This is a genomic window from Kosakonia oryzendophytica, assembly GCF_900094925.1.
Lineage (GTDB): Bacteria > Pseudomonadota > Gammaproteobacteria > Enterobacterales > Enterobacteriaceae > Kosakonia > Kosakonia oryzendophytica.
The window spans coordinates 208,566-235,399 of record NZ_FMAY01000006.1 but is presented as its reverse complement, the minus strand read 5'-3'; the positions used below and the strand labels follow the sequence as shown (position 1 = coordinate 235,399).

The 26,834-nt window shown below is 58.6% G+C and carries 26 protein-coding genes; 15 read left to right on the top strand and 11 right to left on the bottom strand.

Annotated features, from left to right (window positions below; genetic code table 11):
• The first annotated feature begins 3 nt into the window (after positions 1 to 3).
• Entirely contained in the window at positions 4 to 591 is a 588-nt protein-coding gene (acpT, locus tag GA0061071_RS12515; protein ID WP_061492792.1) for a 4'-phosphopantetheinyl transferase AcpT, read from the top strand.
• Here acpT and arnF read toward each other — a convergent pair.
• The 8 genes from arnF to GA0061071_RS12475 all read right to left on the bottom strand — a co-directional run bounded on the left by arnF (position 545) and on the right by GA0061071_RS12475 (position 8,866).
• Complete coding sequence (arnF, locus tag GA0061071_RS12510; protein WP_061492790.1) at positions 545 to 946, bottom strand: 4-amino-4-deoxy-L-arabinose-phosphoundecaprenol flippase subunit ArnF; 402 nt, start codon at positions 944 to 946, stop codon at positions 545 to 547. The genes acpT and arnF overlap by 47 nt on opposite strands.
• Positions 943 to 1,281 carry a 4-amino-4-deoxy-L-arabinose-phosphoundecaprenol flippase subunit ArnE gene (arnE, locus tag GA0061071_RS12505; RefSeq protein ID WP_061492789.1) on the bottom strand — a complete coding sequence of 113 codons (339 nt, stop codon included), beginning with the start codon at positions 1,279 to 1,281 and terminating at the stop codon, positions 943 to 945. The genes arnF and arnE overlap by 4 nt, the downstream gene beginning before the upstream one ends.
• Entirely contained in the window at positions 1,278 to 2,936 is a 1,659-nt protein-coding gene (arnT, locus tag GA0061071_RS12500) for a lipid IV(A) 4-amino-4-deoxy-L-arabinosyltransferase (protein WP_088238342.1), read from the bottom strand. Before arnT ends, arnE begins: the two co-directional genes overlap by 4 nt.
• A complete protein-coding gene (arnD, locus tag GA0061071_RS12495; RefSeq protein ID WP_061492785.1) occupies positions 2,936 to 3,835 on the bottom strand; it encodes a 4-deoxy-4-formamido-L-arabinose-phosphoundecaprenol deformylase in 900 nt (299 codons plus the stop codon). Before arnD ends, arnT begins: the two co-directional genes overlap by 1 nt.
• Complete coding sequence (arnA, locus tag GA0061071_RS12490) at positions 3,832 to 5,817, bottom strand: bifunctional UDP-4-amino-4-deoxy-L-arabinose formyltransferase/UDP-glucuronic acid oxidase ArnA (RefSeq protein ID WP_061492783.1); 1,986 nt, start codon at positions 5,815 to 5,817, stop codon at positions 3,832 to 3,834. The genes arnD and arnA overlap by 4 nt, the downstream gene beginning before the upstream one ends.
• Positions 5,814 to 6,797: an undecaprenyl-phosphate 4-deoxy-4-formamido-L-arabinose transferase gene (gene arnC / locus GA0061071_RS12485; protein ID WP_088238341.1), complete on the bottom strand. Its 984-nt coding sequence runs from the start codon at positions 6,795 to 6,797 to the stop codon at positions 5,814 to 5,816. The genes arnA and arnC overlap by 4 nt, the downstream gene beginning before the upstream one ends.
• Before the next feature lies 1 nt (position 6,798).
• The gene (arnB, locus tag GA0061071_RS12480) at positions 6,799 to 7,935 is read right to left on the bottom strand and encodes a UDP-4-amino-4-deoxy-L-arabinose aminotransferase (protein WP_061492779.1); all 1,137 of its coding nucleotides are present in this window, start codon (positions 7,933 to 7,935) and stop codon (positions 6,799 to 6,801) included.
• Positions 7,936 to 8,359: 424 nt separating this feature from the next.
• Positions 8,360 to 8,866, bottom strand: coding sequence for a phenolic acid decarboxylase (locus tag GA0061071_RS12475; protein WP_061492777.1), 507 nt, complete (start codon positions 8,864 to 8,866; stop codon positions 8,360 to 8,362).
• Between the two features lie 99 nt (positions 8,867 to 8,965).
• On the opposite strand from GA0061071_RS12475, the gene GA0061071_RS12470 reads away from it, so the two are divergent.
• From GA0061071_RS12470 to GA0061071_RS12455, 4 genes are all read left to right on the top strand, one after another.
• Positions 8,966 to 9,826, top strand: a complete 861-nt coding sequence (locus GA0061071_RS12470; RefSeq protein ID WP_061492774.1) for a LysR family transcriptional regulator — start codon at positions 8,966 to 8,968, stop codon at positions 9,824 to 9,826.
• A gap of 115 nt (positions 9,827 to 9,941) precedes the next feature.
• On the top strand, positions 9,942 to 10,997 hold the full coding sequence (locus GA0061071_RS12465) for an ABC transporter substrate-binding protein (protein ID WP_408612842.1): 1,056 nt from the start codon (positions 9,942 to 9,944) through the stop codon (positions 10,995 to 10,997).
• A complete protein-coding gene (locus GA0061071_RS12460; RefSeq protein ID WP_088238340.1) occupies positions 10,984 to 11,985 on the top strand; it encodes a FecCD family ABC transporter permease in 1,002 nt (333 codons plus the stop codon). The genes GA0061071_RS12465 and GA0061071_RS12460 overlap by 14 nt, the downstream gene beginning before the upstream one ends.
• The gene (locus tag GA0061071_RS12455; protein ID WP_061492769.1) at positions 11,982 to 12,752 is read left to right on the top strand and encodes an ABC transporter ATP-binding protein; all 771 of its coding nucleotides are present in this window, start codon (positions 11,982 to 11,984) and stop codon (positions 12,750 to 12,752) included. Before GA0061071_RS12460 ends, GA0061071_RS12455 begins: the two co-directional genes overlap by 4 nt.
• Here the strand turns inward: GA0061071_RS12455 and GA0061071_RS12450 are convergent.
• Entirely contained in the window at positions 12,714 to 13,445 is a 732-nt protein-coding gene (locus GA0061071_RS12450) for a substrate-binding domain-containing protein (RefSeq protein ID WP_088238339.1), read from the bottom strand. The two genes, GA0061071_RS12455 and GA0061071_RS12450, sit on opposite strands and share 39 nt — an antisense overlap.
• A 162-nt stretch (positions 13,446 to 13,607) precedes the next feature.
• On the opposite strand from GA0061071_RS12450, the gene nikA reads away from it, so the two are divergent.
• From nikA to nikR, 6 genes are read left to right on the top strand one after another with little or no spacing between them, the layout of a single operon-like run.
• The gene (gene nikA / locus GA0061071_RS12445; protein ID WP_088238338.1) at positions 13,608 to 15,179 is read left to right on the top strand and encodes a nickel ABC transporter substrate-binding protein; all 1,572 of its coding nucleotides are present in this window, start codon (positions 13,608 to 13,610) and stop codon (positions 15,177 to 15,179) included.
• On the top strand, positions 15,176 to 16,117 hold the full coding sequence (nikB, locus tag GA0061071_RS12440) for a nickel ABC transporter permease subunit NikB (RefSeq protein WP_061492763.1): 942 nt from the start codon (positions 15,176 to 15,178) through the stop codon (positions 16,115 to 16,117). The genes nikA and nikB overlap by 4 nt, the downstream gene beginning before the upstream one ends.
• On the top strand, positions 16,117 to 16,950 hold the full coding sequence (gene nikC / locus GA0061071_RS12435; RefSeq protein ID WP_061492762.1) for a nickel ABC transporter permease subunit NikC: 834 nt from the start codon (positions 16,117 to 16,119) through the stop codon (positions 16,948 to 16,950). The genes nikB and nikC overlap by 1 nt, the downstream gene beginning before the upstream one ends.
• A complete protein-coding gene (gene nikD, locus GA0061071_RS12430) occupies positions 16,950 to 17,714 on the top strand; it encodes a nickel import ATP-binding protein NikD (RefSeq protein ID WP_088238337.1) in 765 nt (254 codons plus the stop codon). Before nikC ends, nikD begins: the two co-directional genes overlap by 1 nt.
• Positions 17,711 to 18,496, top strand: coding sequence for a nickel import ATP-binding protein NikE (gene nikE, locus GA0061071_RS12425; protein WP_088238336.1), 786 nt, complete (start codon positions 17,711 to 17,713; stop codon positions 18,494 to 18,496). Before nikD ends, nikE begins: the two co-directional genes overlap by 4 nt.
• Positions 18,484 to 18,885, top strand: coding sequence for a nickel-responsive transcriptional regulator NikR (nikR, locus tag GA0061071_RS12420; protein WP_061492756.1), 402 nt, complete (start codon positions 18,484 to 18,486; stop codon positions 18,883 to 18,885). The genes nikE and nikR overlap by 13 nt, the downstream gene beginning before the upstream one ends.
• Before the next feature lie 2 nt (positions 18,886 to 18,887).
• Here nikR and GA0061071_RS12415 read toward each other — a convergent pair whose 3' ends face one another.
• Positions 18,888 to 19,979 (bottom strand): iron-containing alcohol dehydrogenase family protein, encoded by a 1,092-nt coding sequence (locus tag GA0061071_RS12415; RefSeq protein WP_088238335.1) that lies wholly within the window; start codon positions 19,977 to 19,979, stop codon positions 18,888 to 18,890.
• A 216-nt stretch (positions 19,980 to 20,195) separates the two neighbouring features.
• Here GA0061071_RS12415 and purB point away from each other — a divergent pair, with 216 nt between their 5' ends.
• From purB to GA0061071_RS12395, 4 genes are read left to right on the top strand one after another with little or no spacing between them, the layout of a single operon-like run.
• Positions 20,196 to 21,563 carry an adenylosuccinate lyase gene (gene purB, locus GA0061071_RS12410; RefSeq protein ID WP_061492752.1) on the top strand — a complete coding sequence of 456 codons (1,368 nt, stop codon included), beginning with the start codon at positions 20,196 to 20,198 and terminating at the stop codon, positions 21,561 to 21,563.
• Positions 21,560 to 22,087 carry a GNAT family N-acetyltransferase gene (locus tag GA0061071_RS12405; protein ID WP_061492750.1) on the top strand — a complete coding sequence of 176 codons (528 nt, stop codon included), beginning with the start codon at positions 21,560 to 21,562 and terminating at the stop codon, positions 22,085 to 22,087. The genes purB and GA0061071_RS12405 overlap by 4 nt, the downstream gene beginning before the upstream one ends.
• A gap of 11 nt (positions 22,088 to 22,098) precedes the next feature.
• Positions 22,099 to 23,244: an amidohydrolase gene (locus tag GA0061071_RS12400; protein WP_061492748.1), complete on the top strand. Its 1,146-nt coding sequence runs from the start codon at positions 22,099 to 22,101 to the stop codon at positions 23,242 to 23,244.
• Positions 23,241 to 24,563, top strand: a complete 1,323-nt coding sequence (locus tag GA0061071_RS12395; protein ID WP_088238334.1) for an MmgE/PrpD family protein — start codon at positions 23,241 to 23,243, stop codon at positions 24,561 to 24,563. Before GA0061071_RS12400 ends, GA0061071_RS12395 begins: the two co-directional genes overlap by 4 nt.
• Here GA0061071_RS12395 and GA0061071_RS12390 read toward each other — a convergent pair.
• The gene (locus GA0061071_RS12390) at positions 24,540 to 26,834 is read right to left on the bottom strand and encodes a molybdopterin-dependent oxidoreductase (RefSeq protein WP_088238333.1); all 2,295 of its coding nucleotides are present in this window, start codon (positions 26,832 to 26,834) and stop codon (positions 24,540 to 24,542) included. The two genes, GA0061071_RS12395 and GA0061071_RS12390, sit on opposite strands and share 24 nt — an antisense overlap.

The following is a 26,834-nucleotide window of genomic DNA, read 5'->3' as shown; positions in this document are numbered from 1 at the left end:
CGTATGTATCGGGTAGTACTGGGTCATATCTCCGCACTGAGCGCCGGCAACATTCCGCCCGCACTCAGACAACAAGCGCCGCAGGGCAAACGCCGGGAGAGCTGGCTTGCCGGGCGGGCATTACTGGCGCGCGAGTGTTCTCCGCTACCTGACATTGTCTACGGCGAGCAAGGCAAACCGGCATTCGCTAACGGGACGCCGCTGTGGTTCAACCTGAGTCACAGTGGCGATCGTATTGCGCTCCTGTTGAGCGATGAAGGTGAAGTGGGTTGTGATATTGAAGTGATACGCCCGCGCGCCAACTGGCGCACGCTGGCTAATGCGGTATTTAGCGAGGCGGAGCATGATGAACTTGAGCAATGGCGCCCGGATCATCAGTTGACGGCGTTCTGGGAAATCTGGACACGCAAAGAAGCCATTATCAAGCAGCGTGGCGGCAGCGCCTGGCAAATTGTCAGCGTTGACAGCCGCAACACGCCCAATCTCAATGTTAGCCACTGCCAGGTTGGCGAGGTGAGCCTGTCAGTCTGCACGCCGACGCCGTTTACACTTTCGGCCGATCTGCTCGCGACGCTCCCGGCAGAAAGATAACCAGCACGCCCGCCACAATCACCAGCACGCCCAGCGCGCCGCGCCACGAAAACGGTTCGTGCCAGCCGGGAAGCCAGATGGCGGCAGCCCACACCAGAATATAACTCAGGCTGAGTAGAGCATACGCTTTGCTTAGCGGCAGGCGATGCAGGGCAAAAAACCAGCATCCCATCGACGCGACATACCCCAGCAGGCCACACAGCAGCATAAGCGTCCCTTTCTGCGGTTGCAGTACGGCGCTGATAAACGACCAGGAGGGCGCAACCGGCGGCAGTACCTGCATTGCTGAGCGCAGCAGTAACTGCGCGACGCTGACCAGCAACACACTCATCAGCGCCCAGACCACGCCTTTCATAGCGAACTCCCCAACAGCACGATGCCGATAATGATCAGTAGCACGCCAACAGCATGGCGGGCGGTCACCCGTTCACGCCAGACGAAACGCGCCGCCAGCGTGACCCACACGAAATTGAGGCTTAGCATTGGGTACGCGACGCCCACAGGAAGACGCTGCAACACCAGCAACCACAGCGCCATGCCTGCGCCCAGCGCGGCCAGCGCCAGCCCCAGCCAGAGGCCAACGTGCCTGCCGCGATGCCCGGGCGTTGCCGGGCGTGTCGCCTGTTTCTGGCACAGTTGCCCGGCGCAGCTCAACAGGCTTGCCAGTGCGAGCAGCAACCAGCTCATCATTGCGGATAATACTGAATAAAGACCATACGCCCCTGTACATAGACGTTATCCGGCTTCGGGATCGGCAGCCGGGTAAAGTCATCCGGTTTAGATTGATGCAGCACCAGCGACACAACCCCCTGCTGACGGCGTTGCGCCAGCCAGTCACTGAAGTTGTCTTCCTCCACAAAGCGATCTTTCGCATCCGGGTAGGCCAGGCCATAGGTCAGCTCTCCGCGCGAGCCGAACATAATGATATCGGAACGCTTCAGTTCCCAGGCCAGTCCCGCCGCCACCCCCACATTGTCAGTCAGCACGTAACGACTTGGCTTCAGCGCTTCATTAACAAAGTTGATGAGAAATTGCGGCTGTTTGGAATCCATCACCTTGTCCGGGATCACCGCCCCCGCCACCAGCGCCAGACCCAGTGGGCAGAGCGCGGCCAGCGGCCAGCGCTGTTCACTGGTTTTCAGCGCCAGCCAGCCAAACAGCGCCCATACGCCCAAGGCAAAAGCCGCCAGCCAGGCTTTATACAGCTCAATGGGCGTCCACACCGGGTGTTTCAGGAATCCCCACGGCGAGACGACAATCGCGGCGATAAGGCCGACCACACCAAAGACGATATTGATCCACGCATTAATACGCAATGCCCGTCCACCTGTCTGTGCGAGAGTCAGCGCATAGCGCGCCATCAGGATCGCCAGCGGCGCAAAACAGGGCAGGATATAGGTTGGCAGCTTACCCTTCGCGATGCTGAAAAACAGCAGTGGCATCACCACCCAACCGAACAGGTAAAACGCCTCTTGCAGAACAGACTTACGCGCCAACCAGCCCGTTTTCAGCGCGCCTGGCAGCAACGCCAGCCACGGCAAACTTCCGGCAATCAGGAACGGAATGTAATACCAGAACGGCGCTTTATGCTGCGCATCCTGCTGGGCAAACCGTTGAATATGCTCGACCCAGAAGAAGTAGCGCCAAAAGTCCGCTTCTCGCGTGGCAATCGCCAGCCCCCAAGGCAGTACCGTCAGTACGCAGCAGAGAATCGCTAACCAGCCCCACAACAGCACCTCTTTCCAGCGCTTTTGCGTGATCACCCACGGCAGCACGCCCAACACCGGCACAGCCAGCGCCAGGAAACCTTTGGTCATCACCCCCATGCCGCAGGCAATGCCCAACAGCGCATAACCGGCGAATTTGCCGCCGCGCGTTTGCGCCTGCGCTGCCAGCCAGAAGCTGAACATCGCCAGCGTCATCCACAGCGTAATCATCGGGTCCAGCACCGCATAGGTACCGATACCGTACACCAGAAACGCCGTCAGAAAGATAACGCCAGAAAGCACGGCAACGGCTTTGTCGCGCCACATGTTCCACGCCTGCGCCGCAACCAGTAGTGCCGACACGGTAATGGAAAAGACAGAGCCAAAACGCACTGCAAAATTGTTATGTCCAAACAGCCACTGACCTAGGCTGTTGATCCAATAACCCGCGATGGGTTTTTCAAAATAACGCAGTCCCAGAAAATGAGGTACCACCCAGTCACCGCTATTAAGCATCTCCCGGCTGATCTCCGCATAGCGGGTTTCATCCGGTTGCCAGAGCAGCCGGTACTCAAGGGGAACAAGGTAATAGAGAACAAATAGTGCAACCAGACCCAACACAGCGTTAGTGGATTTCATTACCTGGCACTCAACAGTTGTTGGCAACCCAGCCAGCCTTCCCGGCCAGCCACTTCTCCGCGCACCACTTTCCCCACCGGTAGCGTGCTGACATCCGTCGGCAATAGCTGACTCAGAGGGCAAAAGGCGATCTCTTCGCGCGCGGCCATACTCAGCAATTCATCAAAACCGTCTGCGCCGATAATGCCTTCCACTTCAGCATGGATGGTATAAACCGGCGTACCGTTATCCCGGTGGATACAGTCAAGAATAAAACGGTTGTAATTCGCCGCATCGACGCGCGTTCCCACCACCTCATCCCAGGTCGGCAGCGTCACAGGGATCTGCGGGACAGCGCACTCCTCTTCTGTGAGCTGCGGCCGGAAAGGTCGGGTGCCGCGGCAGTCGCTGTTATAGCGAAAATTAAACGCATTTTTGGCTTTCACGACACGCTGATCCGCACGCCAGCCCGCCACGGCGGAACAGGTCACGGCCCGCCCGATGATCATTTCCAGCGCCAACAGGCCCCGTTCGATCTCGGCCTCCAGCTTCGTCTGATCCCATACGCCGCTCCAGCACTGCCAGCCATGATGATCCCAGGCGTGCAGGCCGACTTCATGCACCTGTGCAGTAGCGCGAATCACTTCTGCATTGGCTTCGCCGATGATCTTCCCTGGCCACGCCGTACCAGCCAGCAGGATATCCCACCCGTAGAGGGATGCTGCGCGCGAGCGCAGCATCTTCCACAGAAATTGCGGCTTAAGCAGGCGCCAGATATGGCGCCCCATGTTGTCCGGCCCGACGCTGAAGAAAAAGCTCGCCTGAATATTGTGCTTTTTCAACAACGTCAGCAGACGCGGCACACCGTCGCGAGTACCGCGAAAGGTGTCGACATCAATGCGTAAGCCGACTGACTTCATGCGTTTTTCTCATCCGAGAGTTCTACGGTACGCAGGAAGAAATCCAGCGTCTCATCAATGGTCTGGCGCATATCGACTTTCGGCTCCCAGTGCAGGCAGCGTTTCGCGTTACGAATGCTCGGCTTACGGTGCTCCACGTCCTGATACCCTTTGCCGTAGTAACTGCTGCTCTCCACTTCGCGGAAACCGGCGAACGGCGGGAAGCGGTCGCGCAGCGGGTGCTTCTCGAAGCTGGCCAGCAGCATTTCCGCCAGTTCTTTAATACTGGCCTCGTTCTCCGGGTTACCAATGTTGATGATCTGCCCGTCGCAACGCCCTTCTTTGTTCTCAATAATGCGGAACAGCGCTTCGATGCCGTCGCTGATATCGGTAAAGCAACGTTTTTGCTTGCCGCCCTCGATCAACTTGATCGGCGACCCTTCCACCAGGTTGAGGATCAATTGGGTGATCGCACGCGAGCTGCCGATGCGCGCCGCATTGAGGTTATCCAGGCGCGGCCCCATCCAGTTAAACGGACGGAACAGCGTAAAGCGCAGGCCCTCTTTCTCGCCATACGCCCAAATCACCCGGTCCAGAAGCTGTTTTGACACCGAATAGATCCAGCGCTGTTTGTTGATCGGGCCGACTACCAGATTGGAGTTGTCTTCGTCGAACACTTTGTCGGTGCACATGCCGTACACTTCTGACGTGGACGGGAAAATGATGCGTTTATTGTATTTCACGCAATCACGGATGATTTTCAGGTTCTCTTCAAAATCAAGTTCAAATACGCGCAGCGGGTTGCGGGTGTATTCGATTGGCGTTGCGATCGCCACCAGCGGCAGCACTACATCGCATTTCTTGATGTGGTACTCGATCCACTCAGAGTGAATGCTGATATCGCCTTCTACAAAGTGGAAACGCGGGCAGTCGAGGAAACGGCTGATGGCATCTGAACCAATATCGAGACCATAAATTTCGTAGTTATCGTCATTCAGCAGGCGTTCGGTCAGATGGTTACCGATAAAACCGTTCACGCCGAGGATCAATACGCGCGTGCGGCGTTTCACCGCAACCACCGGCTTGCTGGTTAACAGCGCACCGGCCACCAGCCCCAGAGACTGCGCCAGTTGCCCGCCCTGCATATAGACACCGTTGTCCACCTGCCCGGTGAGGATTTCCAGCGCACCTTCAGCACAGGCTACCACCAGTGGAGAGACAGACAGCACCGTACCGGCTCTGGCCGCCGCAATGTCATTACGCACGCGGGATTTCCAGACGATAAATTTGTGTGTCCCGGCAAAACTGTATGCGCCCGGCCACGGGTCGGACACTGCGCGCACCAGGTTGTGCAGGGTTTGCGCCGGCAGTTCCCAGTCGAGACGCCCGTCTTCCGGGGTACGACGGCCATAGTAGCTGGCTTTGCTGTCATCCTGTGCGGTTTCCGTGAAGGTCTGCGCTTTGATGGTCGGCAGCGTGCTACGCAGCAGCGTTTGCGCGGCTTCGCTCAGTTTGCGGTGCAGCGACATCGCATCATCACTGTCGGCAATGGCGACTTTCTGCTGCGCCACAATTGCGCCCGCATCGGCACGCGCCACCATCCGGTGCAGCGTTACGCCCGTTTCCGTTTCCCCGTTCACCAGCACCCAATTCAGCGGCGCACGTCCACGGTAAGCCGGCAGCAGGGAGCCGTGCAGATTGAATGCGCCAAGACGCGCGCTGTTGAGGATATTGTCGCAAAGTAAGTTGCGGTAGTAGAACGAGAAGATCACATCCGCGTTGAGATCGCGAATGCGATCGACCCACAGCGGGTGGTTAACGTCTTCCGGAGCATACACCGGAATACCGCGTTCTGCGGCAATGCGCGCGACGGAACCGAAAAAGTGGTTTTCATTGGCGCTGTCCGGGTGGGTAAAAATCGCCGCAACCTCAAACCCGGCATCCAACAACGCCTGAGTGCCGACACAACCCATATCGTGATAGGCAAAGACAACAGCTTTCATTGATTATTTTCCTCTTGCGGAGCGTCGTGCTCCTGACGAACAACACGTTGAATAAAATAGCGTGGACGGGCGCGAACATCGTTGTAGATACGGCCGATGTACTCCCCAAGGAGTCCCATACCGATAAACTGTGCGCCGATAAACGTGAACAGGATGGCAAAGAGCATAAACACCCCTTCGCCTGCCCACTGCGGACCAAACGTCAGACGCAGAACCACCAGTAACACCGCCAGCGAAAAGCCCGCCAGAGCAATCACGCTGCCCACAACGCTGAGCAAGCGCAGCGGCGTAGTGGTCAGGCAGGTCACCAGGTCGTACATCAGGTTGATCAGACGCAGAAAGCTGTATTTCGAATCGCCAAACTCGCGCTCGGCATGCTGCACCGGGATCTCCACCGCTTTACGGGCAAAGGTATTGGCGAGGATTGGAATGAAGGTACTGCGCTCATGGCAGTGCAGCATGGCATCGACAATATGGCGGCGATACGCACGCAACATGCAGCCATAATCCCCCATCGCTTTACCGGTGGTCCGTTGGATCAACCGGTTAACGGTGCGTGACGCCAGTTTGCGGAACAGACTGTCCTGCCGATGCTGGCGCACGGTGCCCACCACGTCATAACCTTCGTTCGCCTTCGCCACCAGGCGCGGGATCTCTTCCGGCGGGTTTTGCAGGTCGGCATCCAGCGTGATGATCAAATCGCCAGTGACATGGCTGAAGCCCGCCATGATTGCGGAGTGCTGACCGTAGTTCCGGTTCAACAGCACGGCCACAATATGGCTGCCGGGCTGCTCTGCCGCGGTCGTGAGGATCTGCGCGGAGTTGTCGCTGCTGCCGTCATCCACCAGCAGAATTTCATAGGCGATACCGAGGCTGTCGCAACTGCCGGTCGTACGACGGATCAGCTCAGGTAAGCTCTCCTCTTCGTTAAAAACCGGGATCACCACGGAGACTTTTTCAACGGGAGGCAGGGTAAACATATCAGCGTCCTGCAATGCGATGGAGCGCGTCAATGACGCGGGTTGTGTCGTCATGGGTCATGTCCGGGAACAGGGGGATAGAGCAAATGCGCGCACTGTTCCACTCGGTATTCGGTAACGAGACAGGAAAGTGTTCGCGGTAATACTTCTGCGTATGCGCAGCGCGGAAATGCAGGCCAGTACCAATGCCTTGTGCTTTTAGCGTTTCCATCAATGCATCACGGGTGATGCCGCAACGCTGTTCATCAACACGCAGAATAAACAGGTGCCAGGCATGCTGGTGCGGCCATGACGGTAGCGCCAGCGGCTGGAACGGCGTATCGGCGAGTTCGCGCAAGTAGCGCTGCGCAATCTCGTGGCGGCGGGCGTTCGCCGTTTTCAGCTTGCCAAGCTGCACCAGGGCGATGGCGGCATTAATATCGGCAAGGTTGTATTTGAAACCCGGCGAGATAACTTCCGCCTGCGGCGCGCGACCGTGCGTCTGACGATCGTAGGCATCCACGCCGAGGCCGTGGAATTTGAGGCTGCGAATGCGGTTGGCCAGTTGCTCATCGTCCGTCACCACCAACCCGCCTTCGGCGCAGGTCATATTTTTGATGGCATGGAAGGAGAAAATCGCGGTTCCTTTGCCGCCAACGTGCTGTTCTTTGTAGTACGTACCGGCAGCATGCGCAGCGTCTTCAATCACCGCAATGCCGTGCTTTTCACCCACCGCGCGGATAGGGTCAATATCCGCCGGGGCTCCGGCGTAGTGCACCGGAATAATCGCCCGGGTGCGCGGCGTGATGGCCGCGTCAATCGCTTCCGGCGTAACCATCAGCGTATCTTTGTCGACATCAATCATCACCGGCGTCGCGCCCAGCAGCACGATCATATTGAGCGTGGACACCCAGGTCATTGATGGCGTAATGACTTCATCCCCCGGTCCAATGCCCAACGCCATCAGCGTCACGTGCATCCCTGCCGTCGCCGAGCTCACGGCAATGGCATGGCGGTTACCGGTTAACGTACAGAAAGCCTCTTCCAGAGCCTGATTTTTCGGGCCGGTCGTGATCCAACCCGATGCCAGCACTTGCTGGATAGCGGCGAGTTCTTCCTCCCCCATTGAGGGGCGTGAGAACGGTAGAAAATCACTCATCTTCTTTTCCCTGCGTCACAGACGCGTTAAAGGACCCCACAAAGACACTTTGCGGCTATTGAGTAAAATGGCGGATGGAAGTTAAACCGAAATATAATGAACGTCCGGTTGTCCCAATAATCATTCATCACAGCTTATTTCTGAATATTATCAATTGAATATTAGGACAAGATTAAGAAAAGAGGGGAGCAAGAAATATAATATTATTAAAATATCGAATAAAAACATCAACTTAAATAATTCTCTCACAAGGAGAGTAAGTGATCCATGTCAAATAACTGTAACAATCCACGCCCTGCACTGTATACAGGGCATGAATATACTTATTTAAACAACACAGCAACAAACTCAAAAAAAATAATACTGTTATGCAATTAATTATTTCAATCGTAACCGTTGAAATATATTAAACAGCGTTAATAAATTACGAAAGATTCTGCGGGAAGCCGGCTGGCAATTCGCTGGCGGCGCAGGCAATGACGCTGTCATTGTTGGCGCCGCAGTCGCGCACATAAGTAATCGTGGCAAATTCATCAATCACTTCTGTGGGGTAAGCCGGGCCTGCTGCGCGGTACGACTCCATCAGCGGAATGTGATCGTTCTGGAAGCAGACCGTTTTTTCCGGGTTGTTGATGACCCAGCGCGGGAAGAAAATGGTGCCGTGGAACAGGCGGTCGCCAAGGTTCACAATCAGGCTGACATCGGTGCCAGTGGGCTCTGTCCAGGAAATTTTATAGATACTTTCGCCTACGCGAACGATAAATGCTTTTTGATCTTTCACCCAGCGATTCGCCACAATGCCGCTGTGAATACGGTAGTCGAGCGTGGTGTCATTTTTCACGTAAATCTCGTAATTCCAGCCGTTATCGTAGGTATAAACCAGATGTTTGCCGACGAAACCGCTCAAATCGTGTTTATCAAAGGTGCTCATTTTTTCTCTCCTCTGTTGGAATAGCACCATCGTACGCCTGCAAAAAATCAATAAAAAACGCTATATTTGCATCACATTCATTCAATTTTTAGATGAGTCATGCACAAGACCACGCTGGAACAATGGGCGCTACTGCAAAAAGTGGTAGAGCTAGGCAGCTTTGCGAAAGCCGCTGAAGAGACGCACCGCAGCCAGTCTTCGGTGAGCTATAACCTGGCGCTATTGCAGGAGAGGCTGGGCGTAGCATTACTGATGCAGGAGGGGCGGCGCGCGGTGCTGACACCTGCTGGCGAGCTGTTGCTGAAGCAGGTTAAACCACTGCTGAAAGCCTTTGACTGGGTGGAAACCCGCGCGGCCACACTGCGTAACGGCATGCGTACGCGTCTGGATCTGGTGGTGGACAGTATTTTTCCGCGCTCACGGTTATTCGCCATTTTGCGCCAGTTTCAGCAATGCTACCCACAAACACAGGTGCGCCTGACAGAAGTGCTGGAAACCGCCTCTGCCGACCTGCCGGTGCATGCACAGGCGGATGTGATGATTTTGACCCGTCGCCAGGATATGACCGGGCGCGGCGAATGGCTGATGAATATCGATTTTGTCGCCGTGGCGCACCGCGATCACCCCCTCTGTGCCGCCGAAGAGGTGAGCGAAGCGATGCTCGCCGCCTGGCCGTTGATCCGCATTGCCGAAGGTGACGATCGGCAAAGCCCGGTGGCGCAGGCCTCATGGACCTTTTCTACCATTGATGCGGCCGTCGAAGCCGTGCAGTATCAGGTAGGCTACGGCTGGCTACCGGAAGAGCGGATCCAGCCCTTGCTGGCTAACGACACGCTGCGCATCCTGCCGCTCAGCCACGGTGTACGGCGCGCCACGCCGCTGCATCTGATTGTGAAAAAAGATCTCGCCCCACTGGATGAGCAGGTGGAAAGGCTGTTGCAGCTCTTTAAAGAGGCGTAAGCGCACTCAACAAACGTAGTCTGCTGTATACCCCTGAATTTCCTGCGAGAAATGTTTGCAGGTGCATTCGTTATATAATTTAATATATATCGCTAACTACTTTATGAGCGATACCATGTCAAAAATCACATCATTGATGCTGGGCTTTACGCTGGCCTGCGCCAGCCTGTTTGCCCACGCAGAACGCACCCTCACCGATCAATTGGGACGCCAGGTCACCCTGCCGGACCATGTCACCCGCGCAGTGGTACTACAACACCAGACCCTCAACCTGCTGGTGCAGCTCAACGCCACAGACGATGTTGTTGGCGTCCTCAGTAGCTGGAAGAAGCAGCTTGGTCCGGGCTTCGCCCGCTTTATGCCGACGATTGAAACGCTCCCGACACCGGGCGATCTGACCCAGGTGAACATTGAAAGCCTGCTGGCGCTACACCCGCAGGTGGTATTTATCGCCAACTATGCGCCAGCCGATATGATCCAGCAGATCGAACAGGCTGGGATTCCGGTGGTCGCCGTGTCGCTGCGTGAAGATGCCGCCGGGGAGAAAAACAAAATGAACCCCACCATGGACGATGAAGAGAGAGCCTACAACGAGGGGTTGAAGCAGGGGATCCGACTGATCGCAGACGTGGTGGATCGCAAACAACAGGCGGAAGATCTGATCCATTACACCTTTGCCGCGCGCGAAAAAGCGAACGCCCCGGTGGCGAAGGTTGCCGAAGCAGACAAAATCCGCGTCTATATGGCCAACCCGGATCTGAATACCTATGGCTCCGGTAAATATACCGGCTTGATGATGGAGCACGCTGGCGCGAAAAACGTGGCTGCCGCGACCATCAAAGGCGCGCATCAGGTGTCGCTGGAACAGGTGATCCAGTGGAATCCGCAGGTCATTTTTGTGCAGGATCGTTACCCGGAAGTGGTGACCGCTATTGAGAACGATCCAGGCTGGAAAAACATCGATGCCGTGAAAAACCACCGTGTCTGGTTGATGCCGGAATACGTCAAAGCCTGGGGCTATCCGATGCCGGAAGCGCTGGCTATCGGCGAGCTGTGGATGGCGAAAAAACTCTACCCGGCACGTTATGCAGCGGTGAATGTCGACGCCGAAGCGCAGAAATATTACCAGCGCTTCTACCGTGTTGACTGGCACGCGAATGCAGGCCACTAACCGCTACCCGCTACTGCATGGCGGGTTTATTGTCCTGACACTGTGCCTGGCGCTGGCCTCACTCTGTCTGGGCCAGTACCGGCTGGGGCTGAGCGAGGTGATGCAACAGATCGTCTCCTTTCCGGGTGATGGCACCGCCGGGCAGATTGTCTGGTCGGTGCGTTTGCCGCGTATTCTGCTGGCTCTGCTGGCGGGCGGCGGGCTCGCGCTGTGTGGTGCGGTGTTACAGGGTGTGTTCCAGAACCCATTAGTAGATCCGCATATTATTGGTGTGACCTCCGGCTCCGCGTTTGGCGGAACACTGGCCATTTTGCTTGGCGTCAGCCCGCTCATCATGATGGTCTCCACCTTTGGTTTTGGCCTTGGTGCGCTGATTCTGGTCTGGCTTATTGCCGCCTTACAGCAGCGGGAAAACACCCTGATGCTGATCCTCTCCGGCATTATCATCAGCGGTTTTTTTGCCGCACTGGTGAGCCTGATGCAGTACCTGGCTGACAGCGAAGAGACCCTGCCCAATATCGTGTTCTGGCTACTGGGCAGTTTTGCCACGGCCAACTGGCATAAAGTCGCTATGCTGGCCCTTCCGGTCTCGTTCGTCACCGTGGTGCTGTTTCAGTTGCGCTGGCGCATTAATCTGCTGGCGCTGGAAGAGAAAGATGCGTTGGCGCTGGGCGTGCCGCTGAAAATGCTGCGTCGCAGCGTGCTGATCTGCTGCGCGGTGCTGGTTTCGTCGCAAGTGGCGGTCAGCGGCAGCATTGCCTGGGTCGGCCTGGTTATCCCGCATCTGGCGCGTTTGCTGGTTGGGGCGGATCACCGCCACCTGTTGCCCGTCGCCTTCTGGCTTGGTGGCAGCTTTATGATTGTGGTGGATGATCTGGCGCGTACCCTGACGCAGGCGGAGATCCCTATCGGTATAATCACTGCGCTGCTTGGCGCACCGATGTTCGCGGTACTGCTTTTCCACACCACCCGCAGGAGCACGCAATGACACAACCCGCGTTAACGGTTGAAGGACTGGTTTTCGGTCGCGGCCAACCGCTCTTTTCACCGCTCAGCTTTTGTTGCAAGCCGGGGGAAATCTGGGCAGTCCTGGGGGCGAATGGCCTGGGGAAAAGCACCCTGCTGGATACGCTCACCGGTGTGCTGCCGGCGCTGGCGGGCCATTTTACCGTGCAGGGCGGTGTCAGTATTGTGCCGCAATCTTTTCGCCCAGCCTTTGACTGGAGCGTGCATGATGTGGTGCTGATGGGCCGCGCCCGCCATGTGGGGCTGCTCTCAATGCCCTCGAAACAGGACAACAGGCATGTCGACAATGCCCTGCGTCGGCTCAATCTGCACACTCTGGCTCGCAGTACCTTTCTGACACTCTCCGGCGGGCAGCAACAACTGGTGATGATTGCCCGCGCGCTGGTCAGCGGAAATCGCACCCTCCTGCTGGATGAACCCTGCTCGGCGCTCGATCTGGCGAACCAGCAAATCGTCTTACAGCTGATTGCCACCCTGGCTCATCGTGAAGCACGCAGCGTGGTGTTCACCACCCACGATCCTACCCATGCCTGGCAGGTTGCCGACAACACACTGCTGCTATTGCCGGATCAGCAATGGCTCGCCGGAAAGACGCACACCCTGCTGAGCGAAGAGAACCTGCAACGCGCCTACGGTATACCGGTACGCCGCATCCAGCTTGATGACGCACACGGTGCGGCGCTGGTGCCACTATTCGATCTGCGGCGGCAAGAACCCGGCGGCCTGTAACCACGTCTGCCCCTGCGAAGAGAGAATAAAGTGCATCAGCGGCGTCGCCTGTGCCTCCAGCTGCGCCAGTTGATAGTCGCAGCGAATATTGTCGGCCTCCGGGATCGTCACCACCCGCAGATCCGCCTCTTCTGACAGGCGCCGGGTATAGTGTTGATAGCCAATAAACATATCCGCCCATCCCTGACGCAACAGCCACGCGCTGGCAATCTCGCCGGGCGGCACGCCTAAGGTTTCACGTCCGCCCACCAGCGGCAACGCGCGCTGCATCAATTGCTGCCCAAGACCGGGGCGCAGGGTGTCGATATGGGCAAACAACTGCCAGGTGTAGTCGCCGGAAGGATCGCAGCCGGGCGTGGAGGTCGCCAGACGCAGCCGGGTATCCGCCAACAGCGTAAGCCAGTCGGCCTGCCGTGTGGACGCGCTATGACGAACTGTCAGGCTCAGGCAGTTACGGGCAAAGGTGTGCACCTCGAGCGCGCGACCGCTTGCCAGTAAGGCCTGCGGGTGTGCGGTATTGGCCGAGGCAAACAGTGCGCAGGGTTCTCCGGCCTCAATACGTTCCCGCAGCAGGCCCGCCGGGCCAAAATCCGCCGTCACCGCCATTCCACTCTGCTCGCGAAAGGCCGCCAGTAAAGGGGTAAAGGCAGACTTCAGGCTTCCTGCCGCCAGGATATTCAGCGTTGTAGTCATCCTATTTACCCTTCTGAGTACGCTGCCATCATGCTACCTGTGCAGGCTGTGCGGTTAAACCCCTTTAAGTGACAGGGTTTTTGATCCAAAACATACTATTCGTATGATGAATATCTAAAATCATCATACTTCTTCGCCATACTTTTCGTCAGGGAACCTACTGTGTCTTTCTATCGTCAAGCCGGCGCTCTGCTGCTGCTCTGCGCATCTTTCGCCGTTTCTGCGGCGTTACCGACGCTCACCACCGCCTGGCCGGTGAACGTTGGCCCACTGAATCCACACCTTTACACTCCGAACCAGATGTTCGCCCAAAGCATGGTTTACGAAGCACTGGTGAAATACCAGGCCGACGGCAGTGTGAAGCCCTGGCTGGCAACAAGCTGGACGCACTCGGAAGACGGCAAAATCTGGGTCTTCACCCTGCGCGAGGGGGTGACTTTTTCCAACGGCGAACCCTTTAATGCCCAGGCGGCGGCAGAGAATTTTCGCGCCGTGCTGGATAATCGCCAGCGCCATGCCTGGCTGGAGCTAACCAATCAGATCACCGACGTCAAAGCCCTGAGCCCCAGCCAGTTACAAATTACCCTGAAAAGCGCCTACTATCCTTTCCTGCAAGAACTCTCCCTGCCCCGCCCGTTCCGCTTTATCGCCCCCTCGCAATTTAAACAACACGGAACAAAGGACGGTATCGTCGCACCAGTTGGCACCGGGCCATGGGTGTTGCAGGAATCGCGCCTGAACCAGTACGACGTGTTGGTGCGCAATGAACATTACTGGGGCGAAAAACCGGCATTCGGTAAAGTCATCGTCAACGTGATCCCCGACCCGACCAGCCGCGCCGTGGCGTTTGAAACCGGGGATATCGATCTGCTGTACGGCAATGAAGGGCTGCTGCCGCTGGATACGTTTGCCCGCTTCAGTCAAAACCCGGCGTGGCATACACAGCTCTCCGCCCCGATGGAGACCGTGATGCTGGCGCTAAACTCGGCACGCGCACCAACGAACGAGTTAGCCGTGCGTGAAGCGCTGAACTATGCAGTGGACAAAAAGACGCTGATTGATGGCGCACTGTATGGCACACAACAGGTTGCCGACACGCTGTTTGCCCCGTCCGTACCGTACGCCAATATTGGCCTGAAACCGCGCCAGTACGATCCAGCGCAGGCGCGCGCGCTGCTGGATAAGGCGGGCTGGACGTTAACCGCCGGGAAAACCATCCGTGAAAAAGCCGGGCAGCCGTTGCATGTCGAACTGGCGTTTATCGGCACCGATGCGTTAAGCAAATCGATGGCAGAGATCATCCAGGCCAATCTGCGTGCTATCGGCGTGGACGTTGCACTGGTGGGTGAAGAAGAGAGCAGCATTTATGCACGTCAGCGCGACGGGCGTTTCGGCATGATTTTCAACCGCACCTGGGGCGCGCCGTACGACCCGCACGCCTTTATGAGCTCAATGCGCGTACCGTCGCATGCGGATTATCAGGCGCAGCTTGGCCTGCCGGACAAGGCTGTGATCGACAAAGAGATTGGTGAAGTGCTGACGACCCGCGAAGAAACCGCACGTCAGGCGCTATACCGGGATATTCTCACCCGTCTGCATAACGACGCGGTCTATCTGCCGATTAGCTATATCTCCATGATGGTGGTGGCGAAACCCGAACTGGGGACCATCCCCTTCGCCCCCATCGCGTCGGAGATCCCCTTTGATCGGCTCAAGCCAGGCGCCGCAAAATGAGCCGCTATATCTGCAAGCGCTTGCTGTTGCTGATCCCGATGATCTTCGCCGCCTCGGTGGTGATTTTTCTGCTGCTACGCCTGGGCGCGGGCGATCCGGCAATGGACTATCTGCGGCTGTCCAACCTGCCACCCACGCCGGAGATGATTGCCGCCACCCGCATCCAACTGGGTCTCGACCAGCCGCTGATCGCGCAATATAGCCACTGGCTATGGCGCGCGCTGCACCTTGATTTCGGCCTCTCTTATGCCACGCAACGCCCGGTGCTGGACGATGTGCTGCACTTTCTGCCCGCCACGCTGCAACTGGCAGGCGCAGCGCTGGTGCTGATTTTACTCACCTCTGTCCCACTCGGCATCTGGGCGGCGCGCCACCGCGACGGGCTGCCGGATTTCGCCGTACGGGCAATCGCGTTCCTCGGGGTGTCGATGCCTAACTTCTGGCTGGCCTTCCTGCTGGTGATGTTTTTCTCCGTGCATTTGCAGTGGCTGCCCGCCCTGGGTTATGGCGGCTGGCAGCATGTGATCCTGCCTGCGCTCTCTATCGCGTTTATGTCGCTGGCCATCAACGCCCGTTTGCTGCGCGCCAGCATGCTGGAAGCCGCCGGGCAGCGCCATGTGACCTGGGCACGGCTGCGGGGGTTAAGCGAGAAGCAAACTGAGCGGCGGCACATTCTGCGTAATGCTTCGCTTCCGGTGATCACTGCGCTGGGGATGCACATTGGCGAGCTGATTGGCGGTACGATGATTATCGAAAGTATCTTCGCCTGGCCTGGTATCGGGCGCTATGCGGTGTCGGCGATTTTTAACCGCGACTATCCGGTGATCCAGTGCTTTACATTAGTGATGGTCATGGTCTTTGTGCTGTGCAATCTGGCGGTGGACCTGCTGAGCGCAGCGCTGGACCCGCGTATTCGTCACCATGAAGGAGCGCACTGATGCACTTTCTGAACACGGCCCGCTGGCCGGTGCGTATTGCGTTGCTGATCTTATTCCTGCTGTTGGTGATTGCCCTGACCTGCCAGTGGTGGACGCCTTATGATCCGCAGGCCATTGATTTACCTGCCAGGCTATTGCCACCGGGTAGCCAGCACTGGCTCGGTACAGACCATCTCGGGCGCGATATTTTCTCACGCTTAATGGCCGCCACGCGTGTTTCGCTGGGATCGGTCATGCTGTGCCTGCTGCTGGTACTGGCACTGGGCTTAACGGCAGGCGGCTGCGCCGGACTGCTGGGCGGCCGGGTTGACCAGGGGATAATGCGCGTGGCGGATATCTTTATGACCTTCCCCACCTCCATCCTCTCCTTTTTTATGGTCGGCGTACTGGGCACCGGGCTGACCAATGTCATCATCGCTATCGCCCTTTCCCACTGGGCCTGGTACGCCCGCATGGTGCGCAGCCTGGTGATCTCGCTACGCGGTCGTGAGTATGTACTGGCGGCACGGCTCTGCGGTGCCAGTTCTCTTCATGTCTTTCGCGATCACCTGGCAGGCGCAGTGGTGCCGTCGTTGCTGGTACTGGCGACGCTGGATATCGGTCATATGATGCTGCATGTGGCGGGCATGTCCTTTCTGGGTCTCGGCGTCACCGCGCCAACCCCCGAATGGGGTGTGATGATCAACGACGCACGGCAATATATCTGGACACAGCCGCTGCAAATGTTGTGGCCAGGACTGGCGCTGTTTATCAGCGTGATGGCATTTAACCTGGTGGGCGACGCGCTGCGCGACCATCTTGATCCTCATCTGGAAACGGAGCACGCCCACTGATGCCTGCACAACTGAGCCTGGAGAGTATTACCCTGCATGCGGAACGCCCGCTGGTGCAGGACGTCTCGTTAACGCTGCAACGCGGGCGCGTGCTGGCACTGGTGGGCGGCAGCGGTAGCGGCAAATCACTGACCTGCGCGGCGGCACTCGGCATATTACCGCCTGGCGTGCGGCAAACCGCAGGCCGGGTACTGGCGGATGGCGCGATTGTCAGCCCGCAGGCGCTACGCGGCATCACCGTCGCGACAGTGATGCAAAACCCGCGCAGCGCGTTTAATCCGTTACGCACCATGGCGGAACATGCACGGGAAACCTGCCTGGCGTTGGGCAAACCCGCAGATGACGAAACACTGCTGGCGGCACTGCAGGATGTGGGGCTGGACGAGGCGCAACGCGTACTCTCGCTCTACCCCTTCGAGATGAGCGGCGGCATGCTGCAACGGATGATGATTGCCATGGCGTTGCTCAGCGATGCGGCCTATATCGTTGCCGATGAACCCACCACCGATCTTGATGCCGTGGCGCAGGCGCGCATTCTGGATTTACTGGAGAACATTGTTCGCAAGCGCCAGCCCGGCATGCTGCTGGTGACCCACGATATGGGTGTCGTAGCACGCCTGGCGGACGACGTGGCGGTGATGGATCACGGACGCATTATTGAATATGGCGCGGTGCAGTCACTGTTTCACGCACCGCAGCACCCGGTGTCACGCCAACTGGTGGCGGCGCATCTGGCACTGTACGGGATGGAGCTAACCTCATGAATCTGCTCGATGTGAACGGTCTGTCACATGGTTATCATCAGCAACGGATCCTCGACAATATTTCCCTGCAACTGAAGAGCGGCGAGACGGTTGCCTTACTGGGACGCAGCGGCTGTGGTAAAAGCACGCTGGCACGGCTGCTGGTCGGGCTGGAAACGCCAAACGAGGGCAATGTGGTCTGGCAGGGCACGCCGCTGTCCCGGCTTGACGCCCGCGCCCGCAAAGCCTTTCGCCGCGATATTCAGATGGTCTTTCAGGATCCGATAAGTGCGGTGAACCCGCGTAAAACCGTGCGCGACATTCTGCGCGAACCCTTGCGCCATTTGTTGAAACTGGCGAAAACGGAACAGCAGGCGCGCATTACGCAGTTGCTGGACGATGTTGAGCTGGAGAGCACGCTGCTGGATAAACGCCCGCCGCAGTTGAGCGGCGGTCAGTTGCAGCGCGTATGCCTGGCGCGTGCGCTGGCGGTGGAACCCACGTTGCTGATTCTGGACGAAGCCGTCTCCAGCCTGGATTTGGTGCTCCAGGCCGGGGTGATTCGCCTGCTCAAACGCCTGCAAGAGCGATCCGGCGTCGCCTGCCTGTTTATCACCCACGATTTACGTCTGGTGGAGCGCTTTTGCCAGCGGGTGATGGTAATGGAAAACGGCACTATCGTTGAAACGCTGGACGTCGCGACGCCGCTGCGTTTTACCTCTCAGGCCGGGCAAACGCTGCAACAGGCGGTATTGCCTGCCTTCCCCCGCGCATTAACAAGGATCCTGCCATGCAACGCGTGACCATAACACTGGATGATGACCTGCTCGAAACGCTGGATAACCTCAGCGAACGCCGTGGCTACAACAACCGCTCAGAAGCGCTGCGGGACATTCTGCGCAGCGCGCTGTCACAGGAGTCCGCACAGGACAATGAAAAGCAGGGCTACGCCGTGCTCTCGTACGTGTATGAACATGAGAAACGCGATCTGGCGAGCCGTATCGTCGCCACGCAGCATCATCATCACGATTTATCTGTCGCCACCTTGCATGTGCACATCAGCCACGACGACTGCTTAGAGATTGCCGTGCTGAAAGGCAAAATGGGTGAAGTACAGCATTTTGCCGACGACGTTATCGCCCAGCGCGGCGTGCGCCACGGCCATTTGCAATGCCTGGCGGCAGAAGAGTAAGGCTATACCGCATAGCGGGGTGTAAAAAATTGCTCCGTCAGGCGCAGCGCTCGTTCAATGCGTGCGGGCTCCAGCGAAAACGGTAAATGCTCCGCCGCCGCGCGAGGAAAATTGATACTGCGCGCCACCGCCTGGATCACCGCCAGGCGGATCTCTTTCAGCGGCGCCAGCGTCAGCGGCATCTCGTACTGACGCAGTAAACTCAGCAGCGCGGCGTCCGGTGTTTCACCGTCGCCTTCGAGGAACGACTGCACCAGCAAGCTGTAACCTACCCGCTCGCCATGCAGCCAGTCACGCAGCGCCGGTTCGTAGGTTAACCGGTTATGAATAGCGTGTGCGACGCCTGGTGTGGGGATCTCGCCGCGAATGCTGTTGGCCAACCCGGCAATCGCAATATTGGCATCAATAACATTGATTAACGCCTCGCTGACAACCTGCGCTTTATTATCCCGTACCGCCTGCGCACCGTGTTTTTCGTAAATATCCACAGCCAGTCGGGCGGTCTGCACTTTTAACTGCAACGCCAGGTTATCCGGCGAATGTTGTAAATAGGGACGGAATTCGTACCATTTCGCCAGCGCATCCACGATACCCGCTTTTAAATAACGCACGTCGCTCTGTGCAATAATTTCACTGTCCACCAGTACCAGTCGCGGCAATGTTTTCAACGGTTGACTGCGGATTTGCCCGCCTTCTTCAGTATAAAACACCGACAGTGGCGACCAGGCCGCGCAGGTAGAGGCGACCTTCGGGATGGTGACCGACTCACCGCCGTCAAGCGCATCCGCTACGGCTTTCGCGGTATCCAGTACGCGACCGCCGCCGACGCCAACAATCCACTGCACCCCCAGTTTTCGTGCGCGCTGGGCGTAATGTGCCACCCGCTCGTCGGTACAGTAGCCGGTCATGATCTCGGTCTGCCATTTCACGCCGCTGGTGCGCAAACTGCTTTCCAGGGCCGGGTTCACTCGTGCCCAGGCCTGCGCACTGGTAATAATTAAAATATGCTGTGACAGCGGTGAAATATATTTCCCTGCGTCATGACGAATACCTGACTGGTGGAACCAGGTTTGCGGCGTTTTTATCGCAAGCATTGAATTGTCCATTTAATTAATTAAATCGCATTATCAGCTCATGCTACAAAAATAAAAACAAAAAACAATCTTTCCTATTTTCTGTATTTTCATATCGATAGAAGAATATTAGATAAGGCGACAAATGCCTTGCCGCCGGTATATTCATGAATGAAGATGCTGAACAGAAAATAAAGTTAACCGGCATCTTTTTTTAATTTACGACAGGCACATAACATGTCATCGCATCCCATCGACTTTCTGATTATCGGCAATAACTTCGCCACACCGGAAATGCGCGCCATCTGGTCGGAAGAAAACCGCCTGCGCCAGCAGGCCGCCGTGGAAGTGGCGCTGGCGCGTGCGCAAGGTGAACTGGGCGTCATTCCGCCGAAGGCCGCACAGGAGATTGCCGACCGCGCGCAACCGCAGGCGCTGCAACTGAGCGATATCGCCCAACTCGCCGCGCAAATGAAGCACTCTTTTATGCCCACGCTGACGGCGCTGCAACAGCAGTGCGGCCCGGCGGGGGAATACCTGCACTACGGCGCCACCACGCAGGATATCGTCGATACGGCCACCATTTTGCAACTGCGCGATGCACTAGGCATTATCCGCCGCGATACCGTTGGCGTCGCCCGCGCCCTGCGCCAGCTTGCCGAACGCCACCAGCACACACTGATGGTCGGCCGTACTCACGGCATGCAGGCGTTGCCCACGACCTTTGGGTTTAAGGTCGCCGTCTGGCTGGATGAGTTTTTGCGCCATCTGACGCGTATCAACGAAATCAGTCCGCGCGTACTGACGGGCAACATCAACGGCGCTATCGGCACCAATGCGGCGCTGGGCGATCAGGGGCCGGAGGTGGAGCGTCGCGCACTGGCGCTGCTCGGGCTGGCCTGCCCGACGATTGGCTGGCAATCCGCACGCGATCGCTTGAGCGAATTCGCCTCGCTGGCGGTGCTGATCAGCGGTTCGCTCGGCAAAATCGGCAACGAACTCTACAACCTGATGCGGACCGAAATCGGCGAAGTGGAAGAGCCCTTCAGCGCCGGGAAAATCGGTTCCACCACCATGCCGCACAAGCGTAACCCTGCCGCGATTGAAGGGCTGGCAAGCCTGACTGCGCCCGTGCGCCACAGCGCCGGTCTGATTTTTGAGTCAATGCATGTTGAACACGAGCGCGATGCCATGAGCTGGCGCGCAGAGTGGCTGGCGCTCCCGGAAATCTGTCTCTATCTCTCTGCGCAACTGCAAAACGCACAGGGGATCCTTAACGGCCTGACGGTGAATAGCGAAAAAATGCGCGCCAATCTGGATATCCAGGCCGGGCTGCTGCTGTCGGAGCGGGTGATGTTTGAAGCCGGGAAAACCCTCGGGAAACAGACGGCGCACCACCTGGTGTACACCTGCGCGATGACGGCATTTGAAAGCGGACGCGATTTTAAAAGCGTGCTGGCGGAACAACCGGAAATCGCCGGTGCAATCAGCGGCGCCGATCTCGACAGCTGGCTGGATCCGGCGCGCTATTTAGGCAGCGCGGTCGAAAAAGTCGGTGATGTCTTGCGCGCCGCAGATGACTCGCAGTTGCTGGAGAGGGTATGAGCGAGCACTATCGCCAGCTGACCGCCGCCGACCGCGATATCTATCTGACGCTGATGCTGGAAGCCTACGCGCAGGTGCGTGAGATGGGCATTCATTTTGATGCCGCCACCACCACCGCCGCGCAGGTGACGCAACACCTGCAACAGCACGGTGTCTGGGGGCTGTTTGTCGATGATGCGTTAGCCGCCTCCATTACGCTGCGCTACCCGTGGGGGCCGCTGCCGGGGCCGTTTGGCCTGCCGCATATCGGCTGGTTTGGCGCGCATCCGCGCCATCGCGGGGAGCAGCGCGGGCGGCAAATCTACGACTGGGTGGAGACCCATATTCTGCGCGGTGTGTTGCGCGCGCCTGCGGTGTCGCTTGGCACCGCCATCAGTCACCCGTGGCTGATCCCCTTTTACCAGCAGTATGGCTTTGTGCCTTCGCATGAGGCGGATCTGGGCAAAGGCCATATCACCCTGTTTATGAAAAAAATCCTTGATGACGCTAACCACACCGCGTGGCTGGCGCGTCGTTCACCCTGATGAGTAACGCTATGACCGACATCGCTGAATTACCGGCCTGGCTGACCGACTTTCGCCATGAACTGCATCGTTTCCCTGAACTCTCTAACCAGGAGTTCGCCACCACCGCCCGTCTTCGTGCCGCGTTGGAAACCTACCAGATACGCATTCTGCCGTTAGACTTGCCGACCGGGCTGGTCGTTGAACTGGGCGGGCAACAACCGGGCCCGTTGATCGTCCTGCGCGCGGATATCGACGCACTGCCGATTGATGAAAAATCCGGCGTGCCGTTCAGCTCAGAGCACCCCGGCGTGATGCATGCCTGCGGCCATGATTTCCACAGCGCCTCGGCGCTGGGCGCAGCGATTTTGCTCAAACAGCAGGAAAGCAGCCTGCCCGGACGCGTGCGCATTCTGTTTCAACCCGCGGAAGAGACCGGACAAGGCGCACCGGCGGTGATTGCCGCAGGCGCGCTGGAGGGGGCAACGGCGATTTTTGGCATCCATAACGATCCGGCGCTACCGGTGGGCGTTATGGGCAGTAAAGCCGGCGCGCTGACTGCGGGCGTTGACCGCTTCCGCATTGATATCACCGGCACCGGCAGCCATGCTGCGCGCCCGCATGAAGGCAACGATCCGGTGGTGATCGCCGGGCAACTGATCTCTACCCTGCAAACCCTGATCAGCCGTAACGTCCCGTCCGATGAAAACGCCGTGCTCTCCCTGACTCAGGTGCACAGCGGCAGCACGTGGAACGTGATCCCGGATAGCGCCTGGCTGGAAGGCACCGTGCGTACCTTTAGCCAGACGGTGCGTGAACAGATTGAGCAGCGCATGCGTGATGTGCTGACAGGGCTGGCCGCCGCGTTTAACGCGCGCATCACGCTTGACTGGCAGCCCGGCCCGCCGTCGGTGGTGAACAGCGAAGAGTGGGTCTCGCTGGCGCTGGAAACTGGTCAGGAGGCAGGTTTTGACGCCCGCCGTATCGCCGCGAATCCGATTGGCGAAGACTTCGCGTTTTACCAGCAACGTCTGCCCGGCGCGTTTATCATGATTGGCTCCGGCGGCCCGTATGCCCTGCACCATCCCCAGTTCCGCGTGGATGACGCCGCGCTGTTCCCCACCGCACAGTGGCTGGCGACGCTGGCGGTAGAAGCGCTGAAAAAGGCGACGGCATGAGCGATATCACCCAGGCTGTCGCCCGGCTGATTGTCGACACGCAGCCGGATGACGCCGCCCGTGAACAGGCGCGGCGCGGTGTGCTCGACTTTTTCGCCGTCGCCTTGCCGGTGGTGAACGGCGCGTTACCTGACGCTACCTTAGCGTCATTGCGCCAAATCTGGCCGGGGCAGGACGCGCAGTCTCGCGCGCTGCGTCTTGGCTACAGCGGACATGCGCTGGATTTCGATGATTTTCATCCGGATTTTCGCGGGCATGTCGGGACGGTCATCCTCCCGGCGTTGCTGGCGCTGTCGGCAGAGAGCGCCATCATTGAACCGACGCAGTTTCTCGATGCCTTTGCGCTGGGTGTGGAAATGGCAGGCCGCCTGGGTCTGGCGGTCGGCAGCGGTCATTATGTGCAGGGCTTTCACAACACCAGCACCCTCGGCGTGCTGGCAGCAGCGGCGGCCTGCGCCCGTCTGGTGAAGGCGGATCCTGCGCAAACCGCGAATATCCTCGCCATTGCCGCCACTCAGGCTGCCGGATTACGCGTGCAGTTCGGTTCGGATATCAAACCGCTGCATGCCGGGCTGGCGGCACGGGCGGCGGTCACCGCCGTACAACTGACGCAGCATGGCGTCAGCGCGCAAACAACCGGCGCGCTGGAGAGTTTTCTCGCCGCTTATAGCCCCACGACTGCCCGCCCGGCGTTGCTCACTGAATGCTGGGGCGCGCCGTGGCGCATTGTTACACCAGGGCTGGAGTTTAAGCCCTGGCCGACCTGTAGCGGCACCCACGGCGCTGCGCTGGCGGCACTGACGCTACGTGAGAAATGGCTGGCGGCAGGGTTTTCCATTGCGCAGTTACACCACGATGTGGAGCGGATTGAGGTGGCGTTTCCGCCCGGCGGCGATGTGGCGGCATTTATTCATACCCCGACCAATGGCGTTGAAGCCCGTTTCAGCCTTGAATATGTGATCGCCGAATGCTTACTGGACAATGATTTGCCGTTGAGCAGTTTCGCCCCCGGCAATGTCAAACCGGCTACCGCCGCGCTGGCGGCACGCGTCGTGCGTACGCCGGATCACAACGCGCCGCCGGACGCGCTCAACCCGGCTGCGCGTTTTCATCGCCTTCGCGTAACCACCCGCGCCGGAGTGATACTGGAAACCGAAGCCACACGCCAGATGCTGCTGGCAAAAGGCGTGGATTTAGCGGAGAAACTACACCGCTGCCTGCCACAAGCGGATGACGCCACCCGCAATGGCTGGCTTACGCTGACCCGTCTGGAGAGCGCCCAGGCGCTGCGTACCCTACAGGCGCTCTTGCTGGTTTAGGGGCACAAAAGCCTGCACCTCGCCGACATCGCCGGTAAACAGAGACACCTGAACGACAGTGATCTGCCCGCTGCACCCTTGCCCCAGCGAAGAGGTACCGATGTCGCGCGTCAGAACGTTGGGGTTACCATGACGACACAGTGGACGCGCAGCCAGCGGGTCCACCGGATCGTACCAGGCACCGGTCGGCAGTTGCACCACGCCGGGCATGATGTTCTCCGACAAAGTCACCGCCGCCAGCACGGCACCGCGCAGGTTATGCAACATAATCATCGCCCCTTCGGTAATACCGCGCGCAGCGGCGTCGGTCGGATGCATCATGCACACCTCTTTACCCTGCTGTTTATGCCGTGCACTGTGTCGCCCGTAGTCGAGCTGACTGTGCAGGCGGGTGGCGGGTTGATTGGCAATCAGCCACAGCGGATGCTGCGCGTCGGGTTGTTCGTCCGGCGTCAGCCACACCGGGTGACCGGGGCAATCAGCATAGTTGAAACTGGCGATGGTCGCCGAATAGATCTGGATTTTGCCATCCGGCGTCGGTAAGGGGTGCGCATCGGGATCATCACGAAAACGGCGCATCATGCGCCCGCCATCGTCCACCTGCGGCAGCGTCAACACGCCCTGCTGCCAGAAGCGGTCGAAATCGGGTGTTTTCACCCCTTCCTGCGCCAGTTTTTCCTGCATCTGCCCGTACAGATGTTGTAACCACTCACGCACCGTACGCCCTTCGGTAAACGCCTCTTCACGCCCCAATCGGGCGGCAATATCCCGGAAAATAGCAAAATCATCCCGCGCGTCGCCCCACGGTTCAGCCACCGGGTGCATGGCGAACAGGTGTCTGTCCGTTGGCGCGCCGCCCACGTCTTCGCGCTCCAGCGTCATGGTGGCGGGTAAGATCAGATCCGCATGACGCGCGGTCGCCGTCAGGCTGTGTTCGTGGACAATCAGCGTATCCAGTTGACAAAACGCGTGGCGCAACCGCGCCAGATCCTGGTGATGATGGAAGGGGTTACCGCCCGCCCACCACGCCAGCTTAATGTGCGGATAGCGGCGGCGCTGGCCGTTAAAATCAAAGGGCGCGCCAGTGTTGAGCAGCATATCGGCGATACGCGCGACCGGAATAAACTCGTCAACGCCATTGTTGCCCTGCGGCAGCGAGGGGAAAGAGACGCGGTTAAACGCTTTCCCGTAGTGACCCAGCGCCCCCAGCGCATAGGCATAGCCGCCGCCGGGCAGACCGGGTTGCCCCAACGCCGCGGCCAGCACCATGCCCAGCCACACCGGCTGCTCGCCGTGCTGCGCACGTTGTAACGAATGGGCGACCGTGACCACCACGCGCTTACCGTGCAGGCGCTGCGCCAGCGCAACAATGTGTGCGGCAGGCACGCCGCAAATGGCTTCCGCCCAGGCGGCATCCCGCACCGTGCCATCCTGCGTACCATTGAGGGAGGCAACCAGCGTTGGCCAGCCGGTGCAGTAACGCGCCAGAAAATCTTCATCACTCAGCCCGTGTCGCCATAAGGTGTGCAAGAGCGCCAGCATTAATGCCGCATCAGTACCCGGGCGCACCGGTATCCACTCCCCGGCGGCTTCATCCGGCAAGTCATGGCGCAATGGGCTGATGGAGATAAATTGCGCGCCGCGTTCGGCAGCCTGGCGCATATACCCGCGCTCGGTGTGTTCGCTCATGCCGCCGCTGGCGACCTGGGAATTTTTCAGCGCCAGACCGCCAAAAGAGAGCACTATCTCGCTGTGTTCGGCAATCTCACGCCAGCTCACACCGCGCCGGGAAATCTCATCCTGCGAGGCAGCAATGTGCGGCAGGATCACGCTGGCCGCCGCAGAACTGTATGACCATACCGAGCGAACATAACCGCCGATGGTGGTGTTCAGAAAACGGTGCACCTGGCTCTGCGCATGGTGGAAGCGCCCGGCGCTGGACCAGCCATACGAACCGCCAAACACCGCTTGCGGGCCAAAGCTATCCGCCACGCGTTGCAGTTCGTTTGCCGCCAGATCCAGCGCCTGCGCCCAGCTAATGGCAATGTACTCATCGGCCCCGCGCCGCGCGTCCGGGCCTGGCCCCTGCTCCAGCCAGCCTTTGCGTACCATCGGCCTGGTCACGCGCGCCGGGTGGCGCAGCACATCGGTAAAATTGTCCAGCAACGGGCTGGGATCGGGATCGCCAGCAAAGGGCGTAATGTGCAGTTCATCCCCCGCCGGGGTGGCAGTAAACGCTCCCCAGTGGGAGCTGTGCGTCACGGGCGGCAT